Genomic DNA, 18,057 nt, shown 5'->3' on the forward strand with positions numbered 1-18,057 from the left:
TCATTCCTCTGACCATATGCTTTATATTAGCACTGTCGGCTACTTTTCCTTGCCTGCACTAACGTATCCGTTAGCGTGCCATTACACTATCACATAACCACAACCCCAGTCAATAGTTATTTTTATTTAACTTTTTCTTAATAACCCAAAAACAACGCAATATCAGTTATTTATGGGAAATTAACCAGGACTATCAATGAAGATTTAAAGCTATGTTTTGCGTTTACCTACTAAAAAAAAGCTGAATCGCTTTTCTGAACTATTGCTCCATTTCTTTCAAATTCCCTAATTCGTGGTAATGAATCCTTATAAGCAAGGAGAAAATATCATGGAGCAAGAAACAAAAACGAAACTTTCAAAAAGAAAACAATACACAGCAAACATTATTACAAGAATGATAAAGGATGGTGCGAAAGAGAAGGTAGAAGAAACAGAACAAATAGAAGTTGGTCAATTCAAAAGATTAGTTAGGGGTATGCATATAAATCTTAATGGGAAACCTCACAGCTTCTCAAACCAATTACTATTAGATGTTTCTCAAACAGAAAATAGATACAACATCCCTATGGTAGCTCCTCACTATGCATTCAAAACATTCTTCACAAAGTTAATTGATGAAAACGCACTACCAGAATCATCAAAACACCTATCCATTGGTGAAATAATGAAGGAGTATAAACACGGTGGAAACATTGTTGAATCGTATGAGGTTTATAGAAAGAGACAAAAAGGGAAGAAAGCACCACTGAAATTATCAAAGGTGAAATATGAAGAACTGACTAAAGATCTATCTGAAGATGAAATGAAGAAAAAAGGTTATTACAGCTATAGAAACACGACAAATACTGCTGTAGGTTCAATTGAACCGTTCTTTGATCACTTACCTGAGAAATTCATAGAGAAGCATTTTTACTTGATGGAATACAAGAGACTTAGAGAAATAAAGATGGACCCTGCTCTACACAATCAAGAGCTGTTGGATCTAAGGCAAGAACTCATAGCATCAAATGGTGTAAAGGCTATAGAACTCGATGATAGAGACCTTTCAGCATACGCTCCAATTCCACATCAGATGATGTTCGCACCGTATGAACGCTATAAAAACCCTGAATCTTACCTTCAAATTTCAGCTCATGAGTGTTCTCATTCCACTGGTCATCACACTATTTTCAATAGATTCCCAATAGAAAATAAGGTTAATAAAAAAACGGGTAAACCAGTAATTGCTTTACTACCCACAACGGCTTTAGATTATGATCAAGAAGAAGTAACCGCTGAATCGAGCGCAGTAAGAATCTCAAGCAAATTAGGTATTTTTTCGACTTTTGGGGCAAGTGTCAGATACAACAATGGATACTCGACTGACCTTGTAGAACATCCTGAACGTTTAGTAAAAGGCTACGAAGACGGAATAGAAGCTTCAGATTTCGTTCTTACGAATTTATATAATTATAGAATTGAGAATGCTTTGAAAGAACTTGAAGATTATGGAATCAAGTTTGAGCAAGAGCTTGTTGCTGATGGTATGACTGTTGAAACAACGTTTCTATCTGTTAAAGACAAAGAGGGTTTTACGATTGTTACTGACCAAATTGATTATCATAAATTTGAGACTGATAAATCAGAGCTACTTGAACGAATCGCTGATAATGCATACTTTGGTGATGAACCTGATAATCGTGATGAAGCTGTTAAAAAGTCGCTTATGAAGCTGATAGAGGCGAAAGTATCCTTAGATACGTTAAAGGGTGAAAAGCTCACACAAAAACCGTTGCCTGAGTTAGAACTAGATGAACCAAAGCAAGACCAAAAGCTTGCTAGAAAATCTCGTTCATCGTTGACGATGTAGAATTGAAGCTTCCTAAAGGGAAGCTTTTTAGTGGGTTGAATTTAGTTCTTGTGCAATGAAATCAATCATACGTCTAAGCATTTTCTCGTCCATCAACCAATGCGGCAAATCTTCTTTTGTTTGGTCAGATAGCCAAATGTTCGACTTAAAGAAAAACCCTGTATCTTGAATTGAATAAATCAATGCTGGTTCTACACCTTCATCATTCAATGGGTAAAAAGAAACACTATCTTCATCAACACACAATTCAACAAGTCTTTTCTTTGCAAAGTTTATAGTAGTTTTTGAAATGTTCATAAATATCTCCTTTTAATATATACATATTATACTAAAACATACTTAGCCCATCAAACATTATGAACTTGTTTGTGATATATATTTATACATTTATACATTTATACACTTATATGTGATATATATTTATACATGATATACATCTTATATGCCTTGTATGTCTTATATATCTTACATGACCAACACAAACGCCAACGAAAACTTCAGACCGAAAATCACAACATCAAAATCCTAACAGGATAAAAATAAAATCTTGAAGATACAGCCAAAACCTAGACCTTTTTAAATTCAGAACTTTCATTATATCTAAATTGTGATAATAAATATTACATACATAAAGGAGATAACAACATGTTAAACGACAAGATAAAAAACAACATCATAAAAGTTATAGATAAAACTTACAGAACTAACAACTTAACTCAGAATCAACTTTCTTTTATAATAGGTATTAGTCAACCTAGAACTTCAATGCTGCTATCAAGAAAGACAAAACATTTCAAGATAGATGTATTACTCAAAATGCTTGAAAACATGGGCGGTTACATTTCAAAGAACAAATCATCAAGCATTACTCAAGAGATTCTGATTGATGAGACTATTCTTAAAGCTAAAATTGAACAAGCTAAACATGAACATCCCAGAACTAAACGAAAATCAGCATAAATATTTTAATGCTTTACTCTTTTAAAAGTAATTTTTAATGTTATATATCTTATATATGGCATATAAAAAGGATTGAGTATGAATAATGACAGATATTACAGACAGTTATTTTCTGATTTACCGCCTTTTCTTCAACCAGTTTATGAAGATTTGGCTAAGACAAATTTGACTAATGAAGAGCTTCATCAGGTTCTTAAATCGGTCTATCTTGCTGTTGATGAAGCAAGAGAACCGAAAGAATGCTTCGCATAAAAAAAGCCCCTAAAGGCTTTTTGTTGTTTCTGAATGTTTATCTTTTAATTGTTCCTTCTCTATTATAATAGTGTTGAGATTTTCTATTACTAAATTCAGTTCGTGTATACTTTTACCAACCCTTTTCCTTAGATCTTCTTCTTTTTCAATCAATCGTTCCATTTTAAAATTTTCATCTAGGATTAGATTATTTTTCTTTATCATTTCAATGTTACTTATATAATGTTCTTTCTTCTCATCAAATGACACATCAGATAGAAACACTGGGTCAATCAAGTCTTCTTCACCCAATCCATTATTGAAAACGATTAGAAAAGAAACAAAAGAAAAACTCATAAGCAGCAATCCATTCGTCAATATGTGTTGTCTTGAACAAGGAAGAATTAACACAAGAACGGGGGATATTATTAATGTTAACTGCAACCTTCCCATTAGCAAATGTTCGTATGAATCTGTGCTTACTAACAGAGCATTTGGATTAAAGAAAATCGAAAAACAATGTTCAATTGAAAGTGATAAAACAATTACAGCAATAAAACCAATCCCAAGAATTTTCATATCTAGCTTCATTTTATTTCCCTCCTTTGCAGTAGCGTTTTGCCACTTCATCACTGCGCTTCATTTCATTTATAAGCTCAGTTTGCTGTGCAATGACTTTACCCAAATCAATCTTTGAAAGAGAATCAGAATTATCATAATCATTCATCATCGTCTGAAGTGCTTGATACTGAGTTCCTATGCAATCTCTCGCTTCGTGATCAGTCGTGAAGTAGTCAATTGCGAATGCTGTATCTATCAATGCAATCACTCCTAATGCAGCGATCACAATCTTGTTTTTATAAATTTTGTTTAACTTATCCATTAGTCTTAGTCCTTTTTAATTTTTGTTTGTAGATGTTGAGTTTTGAAATTCGCTGGTAAGCATAATTTGCAAAGCTTTTGTTGATGAACACGTTGTATCCATTCCCTTTTTTGTATTGTGAATAGTAGATTTTAAAGCCTGCTTCGCTTCTTGAAGCAGAATGAAGAACGTGCTTTAACTTCGATTCTGAAATCCTTATCGCACCTTTTTCACAATGAAGCTCTTCAACATCTTCCATTCCTTTTTTCTTTAAGAATGTCTCAACAAGTTCATTGAGATATTCAGTCATATTCTTTACTGCCATGTTTCCTCCCTCGGTTATTTATAAGAAAACACACAAAAAATATTTTGCAAAAATCCTAGGATTTTTAAATTATTTTTCAATGTGATTTAGTGGGTAAAAACATTAATAGATGGGTAAAAATTGAACATCAAAAATTATTTAAAATATTTTAAAAATCAAGAAATATTAAACATTTTTTTGACAGAACAAGATGAAATGGTATTCCTATAAATGTAGGAAACTACATAACAAACAAGGAATATTAAAATGGATACACTAACAAAAATAAAACAATGGATTTCAAATACGGAGCTTGCAAAAACATATAGATTTAGAGGGATGTGGAAAAGTCCAATCTTTTTTATAATGGCATTATTTATAAGCCAGATTTACTCACCATTAGAACAAGCCGAAACATGTATGTATTTAGCATTACTTACTACTTACATGTATTTAGTTTTTATTCGTTCATTTAATGATAATGACAACATATTAAATTCAACACTTGGGTATATAAAGGATAACCTTCACGTTGTTCTTACAATGGTTGTAGTAACTTTCTTTGAGTTGCTATACATCTGGTCATACTCACCAAAAATGATGATTCCAGAAAGTTTGATGGAAGCTGTTCTTATCGCTTTACCTGCATTTAAATTCTGCGTGTTTATCTATGTTGTAACGTTGAACAGAATGAGAAATGAAGCGATTGAAAAGGAGGCTGATAATGTTTAAGAATCAAATTAGCCCTATAACTTTCGGTCTTGCTATCTCAATTTTCACGCTCGCAATCGGCAATGCTCACCTTGGTTTCAAAAGTGCATTTGTTTTTGAAAAAACGGAAGAGAGTATTCTTAATGAGATTGTATCAATTGACATTCAAAAACAACTTCGCAGTGATTTTACAGAACAAGAAATTGGAAACGTTGATCCATACTGCTTGAAGTTTACAAGGTCTGAAAATTACAAGTTTAGCTCACGAGGCTTTGAAAACTTCTTTCCTAAAATTGAATCAGACTATTGTTCTGATAATGAGGCTTACTACCATAATATGCCTAGAGAAATACTATACCAATCACTTAAAAAGAGAGTGGCGTTCTTAGAAGAAGTCGATAAAGAAATTTTTGTCTATGAATTTTCTTTTGGTGGTGATGATTCGAGAGTGATAGATCGAATAAATCTTATAATCGACACCTATAAATCCCATATAAAACATCATGAATCAACTAGAACCACAATGAACAAAGGAGAATGATATGGGATTCATTACAGATTTAGAAGCAGAAAGATACAACGAGAATGAAGAAGAATATGATGAAAATGAGTGTGAATGTGGTGGTGTTTTAGAACACGAATATGAACGTTCAGAGATCAGCGATTTGTGTAGTCAAGATGATGATATTGTAATGACTTGTAGTGAATGCGGCACTTCTTACCATTGTTTGCAGTTTGAAATTTAGAACCAAAAAAACATCTCAACTATGAGATGTTTTTTACAAGGTTACACTTAACAAAGAAATATAACATCTGCTTATAATGTTATATTTATATTGAACATCATTTTTGAGCTTTGTAAATAGCAAAATCTAAAAATATTATAATACAATCAGAAAATATGATTCTTTTCCTGCTATAGTCGATATAAATTTTAAACACATTCGATATGATACGGACTCATCATATGAAAAAACCAACCTCTTCCATCTTTACTCTACTGCTACTTGTCCCTTTATCGTCTTTAGCTGCAAACCAGACTATTGATTCGTTCAGTAAAGCTAAGAATACCCTTGAACGGGAGGTGTATGCCGATCATAGAGTTACTTTATACTGCGGTGCTGAATTTGATAGTAAAAAACTGGTTACGCCTCCTGATGGATTTCACACAGATAAATACGTTAAACGGTCTAAAAAAATAGAATGGGAACACGTTGTTCCTGCTGAAAATTTCGGTAGAACATTCGTTGAATGGCGTGAAGGTGATAAGCAATGCGTAAACAGTAAAGGAAAGAGTTTTAAAGGTCGTAAATGCGCTGAGAAGGTGAATAAAGAATATCGTTATATGCAAGCTGATATGTTTAACTTATACCCTGCTATTGGCGCTGTGAACGCTTTAAGAAGCAACTACAACTTTACTATGCTACCTGATGAACAAAGTGATTTTGGTTCTTGTGAAATGAAGATCGAAAACCGCAAAGCAGAACCACCTGAAAGCGCAAGAGGTCGTATCGCTCGAACCTACTTATATATGGATTCAACTTACTATAGATACAGCATGAGCAAATCGCAACGACAACTCATGAATGCGTGGGACAAGATGTATCCTGTCGATAAATGGGAATGTGAAAGAGCTAGAAGAATCACTGCACTTCAAGGTAATACGAACAGTGTTGTTCAAGGCAGGTGTGATAACATTGGTCAATAAATCATAGGGTTGATACTTCATAAATGAAAATAGATATTAGCGATGATAAAATTTCGGACTTTAGAGACTTGGTTAACTCTAACTCACATTTCATCTGCCAAGAATACCAGAACCGAAACGGTAAAAATCTATGGAACTTAATCTGTTCATGTATGGATTGGCTTACTGTTTCTGTAAGGCACTTAGAAAACCTACCAGACAAAGACGACAACATTGATGTTCGTGTCATGCGTATGTTTTCGCTGATCTCTTCAATCGACCTTGTTTCTGAATCAATTACTCAACTCCATCGAGTATTCATTAATCCTAAAACACTTCCTTTCTCTGGTGATAGAGAATGTTTTTCAGATCGGCTCTTTGATGAAGAAGATGATAATACCTATTTCAAATCTATCAGGGCTTGCTTTGGTGCTCATCCTGTAAACTTGAATAACTCTGGCAGTAGACGGTTTGCAAGTTGGCCTTTTGATAGTCATATGAACAGTGGTGAATTAACTGTCCATCTATACAGTAACAAAGTTGGTGAAGCTGATTTACCAATGCACCTTAACGCCTCTGAATTGAGCGCATTCTTAATCAAACGATATAACTACCTTGACGTTATATCATCTAAAATTAATCAGCTTTTTGAAGAATTTAAGATAGGGTTATCTAAAAAACCTATTGCCACTCAATCAGACCCACTTGAAATGCTCTACATCTTGAGAAATGAATCAAAAGCAAGGCTAGATAATGATTATTATAACGGTGTGATTGGTGACTTAATTATCATCTTTGAAGCAAGCATTGATGATCCAGAATTGAAAGTTATCGAGTCATCTTACAAAAATTCACTTCTCCCGTTGATTGAAGAAATCAAAAAAAATCTTCAACAAGCTAACATTGAAGATCTTGATAATGGACACCTCATTTCTCCTGAATCAGCATTAAGGAAAGAGCTAAGTTATGAACTAGGAAAGTTCTACTCTTGGGTTCATGGAGAGAAGTATGATCCACTCTTAGATTACTATTTGAAGAGGTTTAACACAGCAACCAATGACAGGTTTAACTTTTCAACGGAAGATTCCGATAATGAGCTTTTTCTAAAACTAAAACTGATGTTATCGACTGCTCTTACAGAAGCAGTTCCACTTGATTAAGAGTAACAGATTTAACTTTTTTTCTAAGGTCATACACCGCTTGAACTTTATCTTTTTTCGTTGCTTTTTCGTCATTAAATTTCAAATGACAATCTTTAATGCTGCTGTTTAAGTCGCTCATATTTGATGTGAACTGAGTGATTAAATCTAGCTTTTCAGGTTCGTGAGAGTAACTATAAATGTTGATGTTTTTCAGCTTGTCGAAAACCAAATCGTGATTGAAATAGAACGTTTTTGGTTTTGATAGGGTCTTAATCATCTTTTCTATTTGCTTCGTTTTAGCATCAAGAAACTCAGAGTTTCCATTCCCATTCTTAACTGTTTCTATCGCTCCTATAGAATCTAAAAGTGCTTGAATGATTGGACTCACATCAATCTGTTCTTGGTTTAATGGGTGTGAATTTACTTGTTCGTCAACAGACGTTAAATCACCAATTACCACTTTTTGTTGAGTTCGTTTACCTTGTTTTTCTTTGGCAGATTTAAGCCTGAGATGTATTGATTTCTTCAGTTCATTATCGTGTGGTAATGGTATGATTTTAGGCGCACCAACCTCAAAATCAAACTTAACTAATATCTTAGTTAGTAGCTTTAAACACACATCACCAAACTGATGATGTGTTGCTCCCATCTCATTCAAAAGCTTCGTTAAATGAGTAATTTTACTATAACTATCAAGATCAATATCATCACCTTTTGAAGCTTTATAATTGCTCTTGAAAAAACTATCGAATTGTTCAATCTGCACAGCATTAGGTTTGAATTTAGGCTCTTGATTTGCGTAATCACCGACTTCCGTAGAAGTCAGAATGATAGGCTTATCGTGAAGAACATCTTTGAAAAAAGTAGTTCGTTTTTTGTAACCTAACTCTTTCACCAAGTCGTTATATAACGTTTCTTCGTGCGGATTTGATGAGTAGTTAAATGGCTTGTGTTTTGATTTAGCCATAGGTTACACCTGTTCTTTATCAACAGATTTTGTTGAAAAAGCCTTTATGTAATCTAACAGTTTTTGCTTGTCTGCTTCACTCATACGCTTTGAAAATATCTCTATAATAAGTAAGCAATCCAGTAAGCTTCTAATCTTGAACTTGAGCGTTTGAAGTAGCTTGTCAATTTCTACAGATTCGTTTTTTTCTGCTTCCTTGCTGCTGTTTCCAATCAGTTCTTCATCTGCTTTTACTAGCTCTTCGCACTTAGAAAAGAAGTGATTATACAAGCTAGATGATGTTGAAATTCCCTGGGTCCCTTTAACATCAGAAAGAGCTTTGTTGAACTCGTTGAAGTCGTTCTTTATCAACGAATCAATCATGGTAGTTAGACGTTGTTTCTTATCTTCTGGTTGAGAATCAATCATCCCTGTAAGCATTGAAAGCTGTTCTTTCATCTCGTCATATCTTGTTCTTTTGAATGTCTGAACTGGTTTGATGCTTTTTGCTTTAAACACTTTCTCTAGAGTTTTTACTGCGCTAAATTTCTTCATATTTTTATCTCCTATTTTTTCAATATGATTTGTTTTAATTCCCTAATATCTAAATAATCACAATTCAGAAAAAGATCAAATAATGCATATAGAAAAAGATAGAAAAAGAACCAAACACCGACCGAAGGGAGTAAATAATAGTAAACATATAGGGAAAATAACGAAGTAATTTTGAAGGATGTTTGTTATTACTTTAATTCACTTGGAACGAAAATAAAATATAGAGGGGCGAAGCTACTCTCTGTATTTTATAGAGTAGAAAAGTGTTGTCTTGCATTTATTTCCTAAAAATCTTTTATATGCAATCCTCGGAGTTATTCAGATTTCGAGAAATCTGAGGTTTATAACTCTATCTTTTTATTTTGTGTTTTTCCTGATCTTAATGGTTATAGAAAAAAGCATCATTTAGCACAAAAATATTTCAGAGTATGAAATCTATCTTTTGCGTTATTTAAAGTAAAATATTTAATTCACGTTTTGCGTTTCTTGTAAATATCCCTGCCTATGTTTTATTTAGTATATTAACAAGGAGATATTATTTTGAAACATTTAATAATTATATTTATGTCGCTAATTACATTAGCAACAAACGCTAACGCTGATTCTGGGGAGATACAAGATTGTATACCTGCTTCTCAATTTACCCTGAAGATACAGAACGGTTTCTTTAAAAGTGATTTAGATAATTACGATTCATTCATGCCATGTTCTGAAGTTATAGATGCAACAAAGTATATTGCAACTATTGAAGCTTTTGCAGACAAAGACAATGTTAGGTTCATTGATGGCTTCATAAAAAATCGAACGCATAGGTATCAGGAAATTGAAGATGCGATGCCAGAAGAGAATCACAATCAAACTTTCATACAGTGGTGTGCTGTAATCTTTGGTGCAATCGTTGCAACCTTTTTCACTATCCCTGCTATCACTTCGATTAAGCAAAAAGAAACATCTAAAGGTGGAATCTATGCTGTCTTTGGTGGTTTGCTAACTGTCTTGATTTTTAAGTTTGCAGATATACTCGTATTCATTTTTGCTTGGCTAAATGGATGGATGAGTTTTGTTAGTTTAGAGAATGCAGCCTTTGGTGATTTTGAAGCTGTCCGTGATGCCAACTTTGAAGATATTGCTCCTGCATTGAATCAAAACAACGCTCTTCTGTATGCGTCAGTTCAAATGACTTCAGTTAGAAATGAAGTTACTAAACAGCACTTAAGAAAAAAATGGTTTGGAACTCGTATGACTCTTGATGCAACAATTATGGGTGATGAGTCAAATACAAAACATCCGACTTTTGAAGAGTATAACGATTACAGAAAACATTGTGAGAAGTTAGATAGAGCTGAGACAAATTCAGAGGTAAAGATTCATGTAATGAATTTAAGTTTTTCTTATATTCCTGTTACCGCTGAAATGTATAGCGGTGGCAATACATCCGAATGGAATTGCTCTAAACATTATGGTTGGGAAGAAACTATAGCAAACAATCATTCTAAAACTTCCACAGCAATCACAAGGTTTCTTGAAGGTTTAATCGAACCTGACATGGCAACTGATTTAAATGTAACTCAAGAGATGAAAGCTGCATTCGACAAACAAGCTGGTGAAGCAAATTTACTATTAGAAAAAGTTTCAGAAAAAGCTTCTGAAAATGTTCAGTTGGTTGAATCAGAGTTGCAACTTGCACTTACAGCAATCAAGGATGCTGATGCTGATGAGAATAATAGTGATCCACAAAAAACTTCTAGTTACGAAACGCTTGAAGCAAGTCATACAATGCGTATGGGTGATATTTTTAATTTCTCAATTGATGATATGTCTTCAATCGACCAAATCACTTTATCAGCGGTTGCGGCTCAACAATTCAAAAACGCAACTTTGGCAGGATACAAACCTAACAACGGTTCTGAGATTGATTACATTGATGATAAATACGAGATCGGATACTACTATTTGTTTGAATTTGTAAATGAGACATCACGTATGGCTCTAGAAAAAGAATGTATTAGAACTGATGGTCAAAATGGATCTGGGAATCGTTATAAAGATAGAGATGATTATGCAACGCTTTACAACTCTTACAAAGATGAACCATTGCACACACTAGGAACTTTCGGAGGAGTATCAGAACCTCATTGCTATAAATTCGTTGGTGATAAATTAGTTGCTGGTGCAAATCCTGCTGACCTCAAATCTTTAGAAAAAGAAATTGAACAAAGAAACAGAGCTGTGATGTTGTGGTTAACTGCAATGGACAACGCAAGCACTAAATTGATTCTTGATAAGCCTGAGTTAAATGATGATTTACTTGTCGATTTCTTAAATACATTAGATACATCATTTCAATCTTCTGTTGATACACATTTGGTTTTTACAGACTTGAAGCAAAAGCTGATGCAGTCGTTCAATACGGTTTCTGATAGTTTTTACGCTGAATTTACTTCTAACGATCTTGGTGAACTTTATAAAGACACAAATCAACCGCAAGTGTATTTCAACTTTGAAAAATTTTACACATATTCGCAGCTTCATGATGATGAAGGAAATCTAGATCTTGGAACTATTATAACTTCAAGAGGATTAAAACATTTTGACTTAAGTGAATATTTCAAAGATACAGCTTATGCATTAGATGAGTTAGAACTTGAACGTAAGTTAGAAGCAAAAGGTAACATGTCTGAAATGCTTAAACCTATATGCCCTGTATATGATCAAACAGGAACGAAGTGCGTTGCAAATGCGATTCAGATAGTTTCAGCACTTAAAGAGCAGTTTTTACAAGCAACTCTTTACCTTACAGCATTTAAGGTTGGAGCAACGGCAGGAGCAGAACTATGTGATTTAACTTCTGTTGATGTTGGTAGTGGTATGAAAATGAGTCGAGCAGGTGTTTTTGGTCAGGCACTATGTGCAATCATGTATGGTGCAGATGCAATTGATAATACAATCGTAACTCCCTCTCTAGTTCTTACTGGTGTAATCACGGCAGGTTTAAAAGTAAGTTTGTTACTTCCGTCAATCGGTGATTTATTTACAACTTTCATCTTTCCATTACTTGGGCTAGTTTTCTTTGCTGTTTTCATTCCATTAGTAATTTTCTTGATGGTTAAAAACACTATCGTATTTCTTTCAAACTATGATGAAGAAGATGCGTTAGATAAACTGATGAACTTCGACCCTGCTGTGAAGTTAGTAAAATCATTTAGTATAAACATAGTTCTTATGTTGTTGTTAACAGCTCTGTTTTTTCACTTTCTTACATCGTCATACGGTGGCGTGATTTATGATTTATTCATAAAATACTTTGATGTTGAAACTAACATATTTGTTCAAATTGCAATCATAATAGCATTAGCGATAGCAATGATTTATTTCTGTCTTAAATTTATACTATCTGTTTTATCTGATACTAAAGACTACGTTCATAAAATCTTTGAAACTGATGCACCAACAAGTAGAGAATCTTCTGATGCTATGACTGCGGCTGTAGGTGGTTACTTGGCACATGACTTGAAAGACCATATCGGAAAAATTGCGAATGCACCGTCAAAATCTATGAAAAATATGGGGCAGAAGAATTTAGAGAAGAAAAAATCAGCAATGAAAAGTAGCGTTGATCAACATAAATCTGTAAATACTAAAGTTAGCAATGAATCAGATACTCCTATTAAAGCCAAAGAGAAATCTACTAAAGAATCTAAAGAATCTAAAGAATCTATGGATGATATGAAATCTCCTGAGTTGAAACAAGAAATATCTTTTCGAGTTAGGTCTGACAAAGACAAGAAAGACATAGATGATTTATTAAATGATATAAATAAAAACAATCCGAAAAATGGTAAAAATGATTAAAACTTTTACATAGTGATTGAAATTAAAAAGACTGTATTTACGGTCTTTTTTTTACCTTAAATTATATCTAAATTGAAATATTATGAACGTGTGGTAATTCTGAATATAACAAAGGAATACTACATGAACAGAATTATTATAATACTTACATTAATCTTTAGCATATCAACATCATATGGATATGAAGAAGCAGCTAGAATCGGAAGCTGTAACTATTCTTCTGATACAAACATTCAATCAATCGTTGAAGATGCACAAGAATGTATAGAAACTGAACTAGATAAAAAGACTGAACAAAATGATTTGAATTTGCAAGTTCTTGATGAACTTCCTAATGATTTAAAAGAAGCCAACGATTTTTTAATGTATTTCAACGTTACAATTCTTGCTTTCGTTCTAGGTTTCAAACTTTATGAATCTCTAAACCCCAAAATTAGAGAAAAGAAGCAAAAGAAACTTATTGATACGATTGTGAGAGTTGTTTTAGCTTTGCTATTTTTTACGACTATAGTAAATACTGATGTGAGTGAGGATGTTTTAGGTAATGGTTATAAAGTCATTCAGAAAAATATATTACTGCCTTCGGAAGTTCACAATAAGCTTAAAGAACAATCTACAGTAGAAAAACAACGTGCAATTGATGCGAACAAATCTGTAATCGCAAGCAAAATCTTAGGTGTAGCAAGAGGAATGGTTAACACAGAAATGTGTGCAATTTCCTATAAGACTGAAGCTATGAGTTCTTTTGGTCAGAACGACATAATAGTTGATATTCCTATTATTGATAGACCAAACGATTATGTTCCAGAACGAATTGAAACCTCAGTTCCTCTGCTCGATTGTATATCTGAATTTGAAGAGATGAACAAGCATAAAACAATTTCTGATTTAGATAATCGAATGTTAAGTTCTGCTTCTGTAGCTCATTGCTCTAATCTTTTCGATGGTAATTTGATTGATTGCAGCTCTCAATATTTTCATGGTGATAGTGCGTTAGTTCCTACTTTGCTAAATGAATATGCAACCAAAATATCAGATTTAACTAATACATTTCATGAAGTTAAATGTAAAGAACTAGAAGCTAAAGGCTTCGATCAAGCTGAGTATAAAACTTTTTGTCGTGATTATGATGATTTTGGAATTTTATATATTGATACAGATTCAGCTCCTACGTTAGAAGAATTTGATTCTTTGTTCTCTGAAATTGTTGAACAATTTATTCTAGATTATTCAGCAATACTTGAATCTGAGATAATGATTGAGAATCAAACACAAGCTGATTCTGAGTTGTATCTAACCTCTTTGTTTGACCAAGCTATTCTAACAATGACCGTTGATAGTAAAGATGAAGGTTACACTTCTGCTATCAACAATCGCTTATCAAAAATCACTTCTAGCGCACCTCACAAGGTTAATTTCGATAGTGGTTCTCATATTGGTGATGATGTTACTCATTACAATCATATAGAATCAGTCGATGATTACTTCACATACTTAAATTATCAAATACAACCCTTCTTTGATGATGCAAATAGCTTTGCGTCTCAAATGTTAAGAGACTATGAATGGGTTTCTAATCCAGAAATTCTGAATGGCTATTATAGAGGTGATGATTATGTTGTTCATTCTAATGTCATTACTTCATTACAGAACCATAAAACAACAACTTTTGTTGCTGGAACAATTTTAAAAGTTTCTGCAAGTTATATGAAACAAAAACTACTAAAAGAAGGAAAACCGATTGATAAAGTTTCAATGATTGAAACGCTTGGCGTTCTTCTTATTTTCATAACATTCATGGAATATATTATCTTAATTGCGTTATTTTCAATAATTTTTGCAATGTGGTTTCCAATGTTAGCAAGCAAGGTAATTAGAGTATTTATCAAGTTCTTTGCTGTATTCTATGCGAAATTTGAAACTGTTTCTCTAGCTGATGAAGTGAATGAACTTTACTTTAATGCAAGCACAATCTCAGCATCAATAATCTTACCGATCATGGGAACTTCAATCTTTGCAGCTTTAATGCAAGAAATATTAGATAATATTTGGATACTTAATAGTTACGACAACATATTCACAGCAGTAACATACTTATGGATTCGTGTGATATTACAATTTGTGTATGCAATTGTATTTATAACTTTAATATATATAACTTTTAATCATATAAACTCTAAACAAAAATCTGAATACAAAAACTTGGGTGAAGATCCAAAATCAATGATGAGGAAATCAAGGAGATTCTTAGGGGTGTAATTTGCATTTTAACTTAGGCCAGATATGATAAAAATATACACATAGGAGAATAATAATATGAAAGTAAAAGTTATAACAATCGCTTTGATTAGTGCCTTGGTTGGCACTGTTCAAGCCAAAGACATAGATTTTAGTTTATACGCAGAAAAATGTGTTGAGGATTATAAAGCAAACCTTGCTCTTACAGGTTCAAGCGACATAAACGGTAAGTATCTTAAACAAGTAAATTCAGAAACACTTAAGTATAAATCTATTTACTTTAAACCAGATCTAAATTTTGGAGTATATTTCAATAAGGGGTTTGGAAAAGAAATGTTAGTTTCTACTTATGATTTAGAGAATGTTGATGGTGTTTATCGTTTCTACAGTGAAAACGATAACCCATCTGGTCGTTCTGGCAAGATGTATCAACTTAAAGATCTAGGTAATGATGAATTTAGTTTTAGTATCTTTAAAAGATCAGGCGGAACTAAGATCGATGGTAAAAGAGTATCTATCTTTGAAAATCCTGTGAAGCTCAACAAATCGAAGAAAGAGCCAATTTTTGAAGCTGTTTTCAAGATTGATGAAGAAAAGGGTAAAGAATTATATAAGATTCACACACAGTTCCCAGTGTCTTGTTTAAAGTAGCTTTAAGGAGAAAAATACAGAAAATCAACGTATTATAAGCGTTGTTTTTTTTGGTTAGATAGAAAGGAGTAAGAATAAAATTTAGGCGCAAAAAATTGAACCAGATAACAAAGCTGGTTTTTAAATACCATCAGTTTTTTAATTTATGATGGTAATAAAAATGAAAATACTTTTTTCAATGTTGCATAAGCAAGAGATAGAATCCCTGCTGCTGCAAAAAACATTGCAACGCCAATCGCTAATTCTGTGCCTACTGCTGCACTAATCAAACCAATTACAGCTATAATGATTAATGGTAATTTTGTTTTTCTTTTCATAATTTTTCTCCTAAATTTAATTTATGTTCTGTTTAAAATATTTGAATTTCACAAATCTTGGATTTAAATATTTTACACATAAAACATAAATACCTTTACTGTGTGAACCTCTTAAATATAAAACAAATGCCAAGGTAATAATAATTCATTTATATGTAAATGTCAATTAATATATTATAATGATTATATATCTTATATACCTTATGTGTCTTATACATCCTATATATCTTATATATCTTATATATCTTATATATCTTATATATCTTATATATCTTATATATCTTATATATCTTATATATCTTATATATCTTATATACCTCATATATCACTAAAATTAAAACAATGCAATATCTGTAAAATTTACACTTTTTATTTTCACTTAACTTACAATGAAAAATAATTTACAATCTTAGCGATCTACCGAATTTAAGATCTTGCAAACCTTGATAATTTCCTTGTTCAATGTCTTTCATTGAATCTTTAAGCATTTTCATACCTTCTTTTTTACTCATTTTTTTACTGCTTATTGTTATAGTGATTTTTTTACCTAAGTCTTTTGCTTTAGTAAACAAATTTACAATAGCTTTTTTGATGCTTGAGAATGAGTAATGAGAGTATTTTATCCATTGGCCATTGAAATAATCGGCACTTACGAGCTTTTCATATTGCAACATTCCAGCCTTTTGAAGATTATCAAATGCACTGATAAGCACCTGATTTACATTCTTTTTAATCGCTAATGCTTCAATAAGATACTCTTGTTTAAAGAATTTATCTCTTGTTATGTTCGAGATTGATTGCGTAAGTAAAAACAATACACCTGCTGTTTTATTAGACTTAACTTTACGAAAATCATCATTCTGAACAATCGTTAATGCTTTTCCTTCAGCGTTGATATATTCGATAAATTCTTCTGAAAATTTGAACGTTAGAGTATTATCTTTGTCGCTATACTCTAGTGTTGAGAAGATAGAGAATGAGTGTGTTCTTAGTGTTTTTTTCTTACTGAAATTATACTTAGTGATTGTAATTTCTTTGTCCGCTGAAAGTTTCTCACAGAACTTCTTAGCGAATCCCTTTACTTCAGCGATAGTAACGTTAGATTTTATGCTACAAGCTCTTAGAATCGGTGATTTTGAGCCACATTCAAGCGTTATAGCTTTATCATCAGCATGGCGTATTGCTGCGTGTTGATGTGTTTTAAGACATTCACTAAAAATCAACGCATCAGATTTTAGATCAATCTTTAAACCATTAAGATCAACAATTTCGCTTCTAAAAACGTTGGATAGAGGTTTACCCATTGTTTCTTTGGTATGACCGATAAAACCGCTTGAAAGTAATGATGTAACTTGAATTAATGTTTCTTTTGAGAAACCTTTTGTGTATGAGTTGAATTGTGTAAGCATATTTTTTTCCTTTGTTTTTAGTGTTTTTATAAACTTTAAAAGAAAAATAATTACTTACTGTATTGACAAGAATCGTTTTAGATGTTTTAAATAATAGTATCTTTTTTTGTTATTAAGATACTTCTTAAAAGTCAATCGTCCAAATTGGCTTTTTCTTTTTCTGTTATGTAAATGTTTTACATCAGAAATAATATAAATCAAGTCATGATACATAAATAAATTGTTTCATGGCTTTTTTTACATCTTATTTTAAAGGCCGCTTCGCAAAGAAAATCAGAGATTTTCGGTTCTGATAAAGGATCTATACCTTCTTCACACTTCGCAATTGAACATAAGTATAAAG

Annotated in this window: 19 protein-coding genes; 11 read left to right on the top strand and 8 right to left on the bottom strand. The window is 32.5% G+C overall.

All coding sequences use genetic code 11. From position 1 onward, the window contains the following. The first annotated feature begins 328 nt into the window (after window positions 1–328). The gene (locus tag ACRRS0_RS18500; RefSeq protein WP_432451734.1) at window positions 329–1,849 is read left to right on the top strand and encodes a hypothetical protein; all 1,521 of its coding nucleotides are present in this window, start codon (window positions 329–331) and stop codon (window positions 1,847–1,849) included. 27 nt (window positions 1,850–1,876) lie between these two features. Here the strand turns inward: ACRRS0_RS18500 and ACRRS0_RS18505 are convergent, their stop codons facing one another. Then, window positions 1,877–2,146 carry a hypothetical protein gene (locus ACRRS0_RS18505; RefSeq protein WP_432451733.1) on the bottom strand — a complete coding sequence of 90 codons (270 nt, stop codon included), beginning with the start codon at window positions 2,144–2,146 and terminating at the stop codon, window positions 1,877–1,879. A 348-nt stretch (window positions 2,147–2,494) separates the two neighbouring features. Between ACRRS0_RS18505 and ACRRS0_RS18510 the strand changes: the two genes are divergently transcribed. Together ACRRS0_RS18510 and ACRRS0_RS18515 are read left to right on the top strand one after the other, a co-directional pair. Beyond that, complete coding sequence (locus ACRRS0_RS18510; protein ID WP_432451732.1) at window positions 2,495–2,809, top strand: XRE family transcriptional regulator; 315 nt, start codon at window positions 2,495–2,497, stop codon at window positions 2,807–2,809. Between the two features lie 78 nt (window positions 2,810–2,887). Beyond that, window positions 2,888–3,061 (top strand): hypothetical protein, encoded by a 174-nt coding sequence (locus ACRRS0_RS18515; RefSeq protein ID WP_017035601.1) that lies wholly within the window; start codon window positions 2,888–2,890, stop codon window positions 3,059–3,061. A 9-nt stretch (window positions 3,062–3,070) separates the two neighbouring features. On the opposite strand, the gene ACRRS0_RS18520 is transcribed toward ACRRS0_RS18515, so the two are convergent. From ACRRS0_RS18520 to ACRRS0_RS18530, 3 genes are read right to left on the bottom strand one after another with little or no spacing between them, the layout of a single operon-like run. Beyond that, on the bottom strand, window positions 3,071–3,673 hold the full coding sequence (locus ACRRS0_RS18520) for a hypothetical protein (RefSeq protein WP_432451731.1): 603 nt from the start codon (window positions 3,671–3,673) through the stop codon (window positions 3,071–3,073). Then, window positions 3,633–3,923 (bottom strand): hypothetical protein, encoded by a 291-nt coding sequence (locus ACRRS0_RS18525; protein WP_432451730.1) that lies wholly within the window; start codon window positions 3,921–3,923, stop codon window positions 3,633–3,635. Before ACRRS0_RS18525 ends, ACRRS0_RS18520 begins: the two co-directional genes overlap by 41 nt. Next, entirely contained in the window at window positions 3,916–4,227 is a 312-nt protein-coding gene (locus ACRRS0_RS18530) for a hypothetical protein (protein ID WP_432451729.1), read from the bottom strand. The genes ACRRS0_RS18525 and ACRRS0_RS18530 overlap by 8 nt, the downstream gene beginning before the upstream one ends. Window positions 4,228–4,473: 246 nt before the next feature. Here ACRRS0_RS18530 and ACRRS0_RS18535 point away from each other — a divergent pair, with 246 nt between their 5' ends. From ACRRS0_RS18535 to ACRRS0_RS18555, 5 genes are all read left to right on the top strand, one after another. After that, window positions 4,474–4,938 carry a hypothetical protein gene (locus tag ACRRS0_RS18535; protein ID WP_432451728.1) on the top strand — a complete coding sequence of 155 codons (465 nt, stop codon included), beginning with the start codon at window positions 4,474–4,476 and terminating at the stop codon, window positions 4,936–4,938. After that, window positions 4,931–5,458: a hypothetical protein gene (locus tag ACRRS0_RS18540; RefSeq protein ID WP_432451727.1), complete on the top strand. Its 528-nt coding sequence runs from the start codon at window positions 4,931–4,933 to the stop codon at window positions 5,456–5,458. Before ACRRS0_RS18535 ends, ACRRS0_RS18540 begins: the two co-directional genes overlap by 8 nt. A 1-nt stretch (window position 5,459) precedes the next feature. Continuing rightward, on the top strand, window positions 5,460–5,663 hold the full coding sequence (locus tag ACRRS0_RS18545) for a hypothetical protein (protein ID WP_432451726.1): 204 nt from the start codon (window positions 5,460–5,462) through the stop codon (window positions 5,661–5,663). A 221-nt stretch (window positions 5,664–5,884) separates the two neighbouring features. Then, window positions 5,885–6,625, top strand: coding sequence for an endonuclease (locus ACRRS0_RS18550; RefSeq protein WP_432451725.1), 741 nt, complete (start codon window positions 5,885–5,887; stop codon window positions 6,623–6,625). A gap of 23 nt (window positions 6,626–6,648) precedes the next feature. Beyond that, on the top strand, window positions 6,649–7,764 hold the full coding sequence (locus ACRRS0_RS18555) for a hypothetical protein (protein ID WP_432451724.1): 1,116 nt from the start codon (window positions 6,649–6,651) through the stop codon (window positions 7,762–7,764). Here ACRRS0_RS18555 and ACRRS0_RS18560 read toward each other — a convergent pair. Together ACRRS0_RS18560 and ACRRS0_RS18565 are read right to left on the bottom strand one after the other, a co-directional pair. Beyond that, complete coding sequence (locus ACRRS0_RS18560; protein ID WP_432451723.1) at window positions 7,739–8,713, bottom strand: hypothetical protein; 975 nt, start codon at window positions 8,711–8,713, stop codon at window positions 7,739–7,741. The genes ACRRS0_RS18555 and ACRRS0_RS18560 overlap by 26 nt on opposite strands. A 3-nt stretch (window positions 8,714–8,716) precedes the next feature. Next, the gene (locus tag ACRRS0_RS18565; protein ID WP_432451722.1) at window positions 8,717–9,247 is read right to left on the bottom strand and encodes a hypothetical protein; all 531 of its coding nucleotides are present in this window, start codon (window positions 9,245–9,247) and stop codon (window positions 8,717–8,719) included. A 540-nt stretch (window positions 9,248–9,787) separates the two neighbouring features. On the opposite strand from ACRRS0_RS18565, the gene ACRRS0_RS18570 reads away from it, so the two are divergent. The 3 genes from ACRRS0_RS18570 to ACRRS0_RS18580 all read left to right on the top strand — a co-directional run bounded on the left by ACRRS0_RS18570 (window position 9,788) and on the right by ACRRS0_RS18580 (window position 15,988). Continuing rightward, entirely contained in the window at window positions 9,788–13,099 is a 3,312-nt protein-coding gene (locus ACRRS0_RS18570; RefSeq protein WP_432451721.1) for a hypothetical protein, read from the top strand. 123 nt (window positions 13,100–13,222) lie between these two features. After that, a complete protein-coding gene (locus tag ACRRS0_RS18575) occupies window positions 13,223–15,358 on the top strand; it encodes a hypothetical protein (RefSeq protein ID WP_432451720.1) in 2,136 nt (711 codons plus the stop codon). A 57-nt stretch (window positions 15,359–15,415) separates the two neighbouring features. Next, window positions 15,416–15,988 (top strand): hypothetical protein, encoded by a 573-nt coding sequence (locus ACRRS0_RS18580; RefSeq protein ID WP_432451719.1) that lies wholly within the window; start codon window positions 15,416–15,418, stop codon window positions 15,986–15,988. 143 nt (window positions 15,989–16,131) lie between these two features. Here ACRRS0_RS18580 and ACRRS0_RS18585 read toward each other — a convergent pair whose 3' ends face one another. Together ACRRS0_RS18585 and ACRRS0_RS18590 are read right to left on the bottom strand one after the other, a co-directional pair. Further along, on the bottom strand, window positions 16,132–16,305 hold the full coding sequence (locus ACRRS0_RS18585; protein WP_432451718.1) for a hypothetical protein: 174 nt from the start codon (window positions 16,303–16,305) through the stop codon (window positions 16,132–16,134). Window positions 16,306–16,706: 401 nt separating this feature from the next. After that, the gene (locus ACRRS0_RS18590) at window positions 16,707–17,714 is read right to left on the bottom strand and encodes a hypothetical protein (protein WP_432456091.1); all 1,008 of its coding nucleotides are present in this window, start codon (window positions 17,712–17,714) and stop codon (window positions 16,707–16,709) included. Between the last annotated feature and the right edge of the window lie 343 nt (window positions 17,715–18,057).

This window comes from Agarivorans sp. QJM3NY_29, from assembly GCF_050870835.2.
Taxonomy (GTDB): domain Bacteria; phylum Pseudomonadota; class Gammaproteobacteria; order Enterobacterales; family Celerinatantimonadaceae; genus Agarivorans.

Bases quoted from the DNA above. Each gene is read 5' to 3' on its own strand.
- ACRRS0_RS18500 (WP_432451734.1), top strand. From the start codon at position 329: ATGGAGCAAGAAACAAAAACGAAACTTTCAAAAAGAAAACAATACACA.
- ACRRS0_RS18505 (WP_432451733.1), bottom strand. From the start codon at position 2,146: ATGAACATTTCAAAAACTACTATAAACTTTGCAAAGAAAAGACTTGTT.
- ACRRS0_RS18510 (WP_432451732.1), top strand. From the start codon at position 2,495: ATGTTAAACGACAAGATAAAAAACAACATCATAAAAGTTATAGATAAA.
- ACRRS0_RS18515 (WP_017035601.1), top strand. From the start codon at position 2,888: ATGAATAATGACAGATATTACAGACAGTTATTTTCTGATTTACCGCCT.
- ACRRS0_RS18525 (WP_432451730.1), bottom strand. From the start codon at position 3,923: ATGGATAAGTTAAACAAAATTTATAAAAACAAGATTGTGATCGCTGCA.
- ACRRS0_RS18530 (WP_432451729.1), bottom strand. From the start codon at position 4,227: ATGGCAGTAAAGAATATGACTGAATATCTCAATGAACTTGTTGAGACA.
- ACRRS0_RS18535 (WP_432451728.1), top strand. From the start codon at position 4,474: ATGGATACACTAACAAAAATAAAACAATGGATTTCAAATACGGAGCTT.
- ACRRS0_RS18540 (WP_432451727.1), top strand. From the start codon at position 4,931: ATGTTTAAGAATCAAATTAGCCCTATAACTTTCGGTCTTGCTATCTCA.
- ACRRS0_RS18545 (WP_432451726.1), top strand. From the start codon at position 5,460: ATGGGATTCATTACAGATTTAGAAGCAGAAAGATACAACGAGAATGAA.
- ACRRS0_RS18550 (WP_432451725.1), top strand. From the start codon at position 5,885: ATGAAAAAACCAACCTCTTCCATCTTTACTCTACTGCTACTTGTCCCT.
- ACRRS0_RS18555 (WP_432451724.1), top strand. From the start codon at position 6,649: ATGAAAATAGATATTAGCGATGATAAAATTTCGGACTTTAGAGACTTG.
- ACRRS0_RS18560 (WP_432451723.1), bottom strand. From the start codon at position 8,713: ATGGCTAAATCAAAACACAAGCCATTTAACTACTCATCAAATCCGCAC.
- ACRRS0_RS18565 (WP_432451722.1), bottom strand. From the start codon at position 9,247: ATGAAGAAATTTAGCGCAGTAAAAACTCTAGAGAAAGTGTTTAAAGCA.
- ACRRS0_RS18575 (WP_432451720.1), top strand. From the start codon at position 13,223: ATGAACAGAATTATTATAATACTTACATTAATCTTTAGCATATCAACA.
- ACRRS0_RS18580 (WP_432451719.1), top strand. From the start codon at position 15,416: ATGAAAGTAAAAGTTATAACAATCGCTTTGATTAGTGCCTTGGTTGGC.
- ACRRS0_RS18585 (WP_432451718.1), bottom strand. From the start codon at position 16,305: ATGAAAAGAAAAACAAAATTACCATTAATCATTATAGCTGTAATTGGT.
- ACRRS0_RS18590 (WP_432456091.1), bottom strand. From the start codon at position 17,714: ATGCTTACACAATTCAACTCATACACAAAAGGTTTCTCAAAAGAAACA.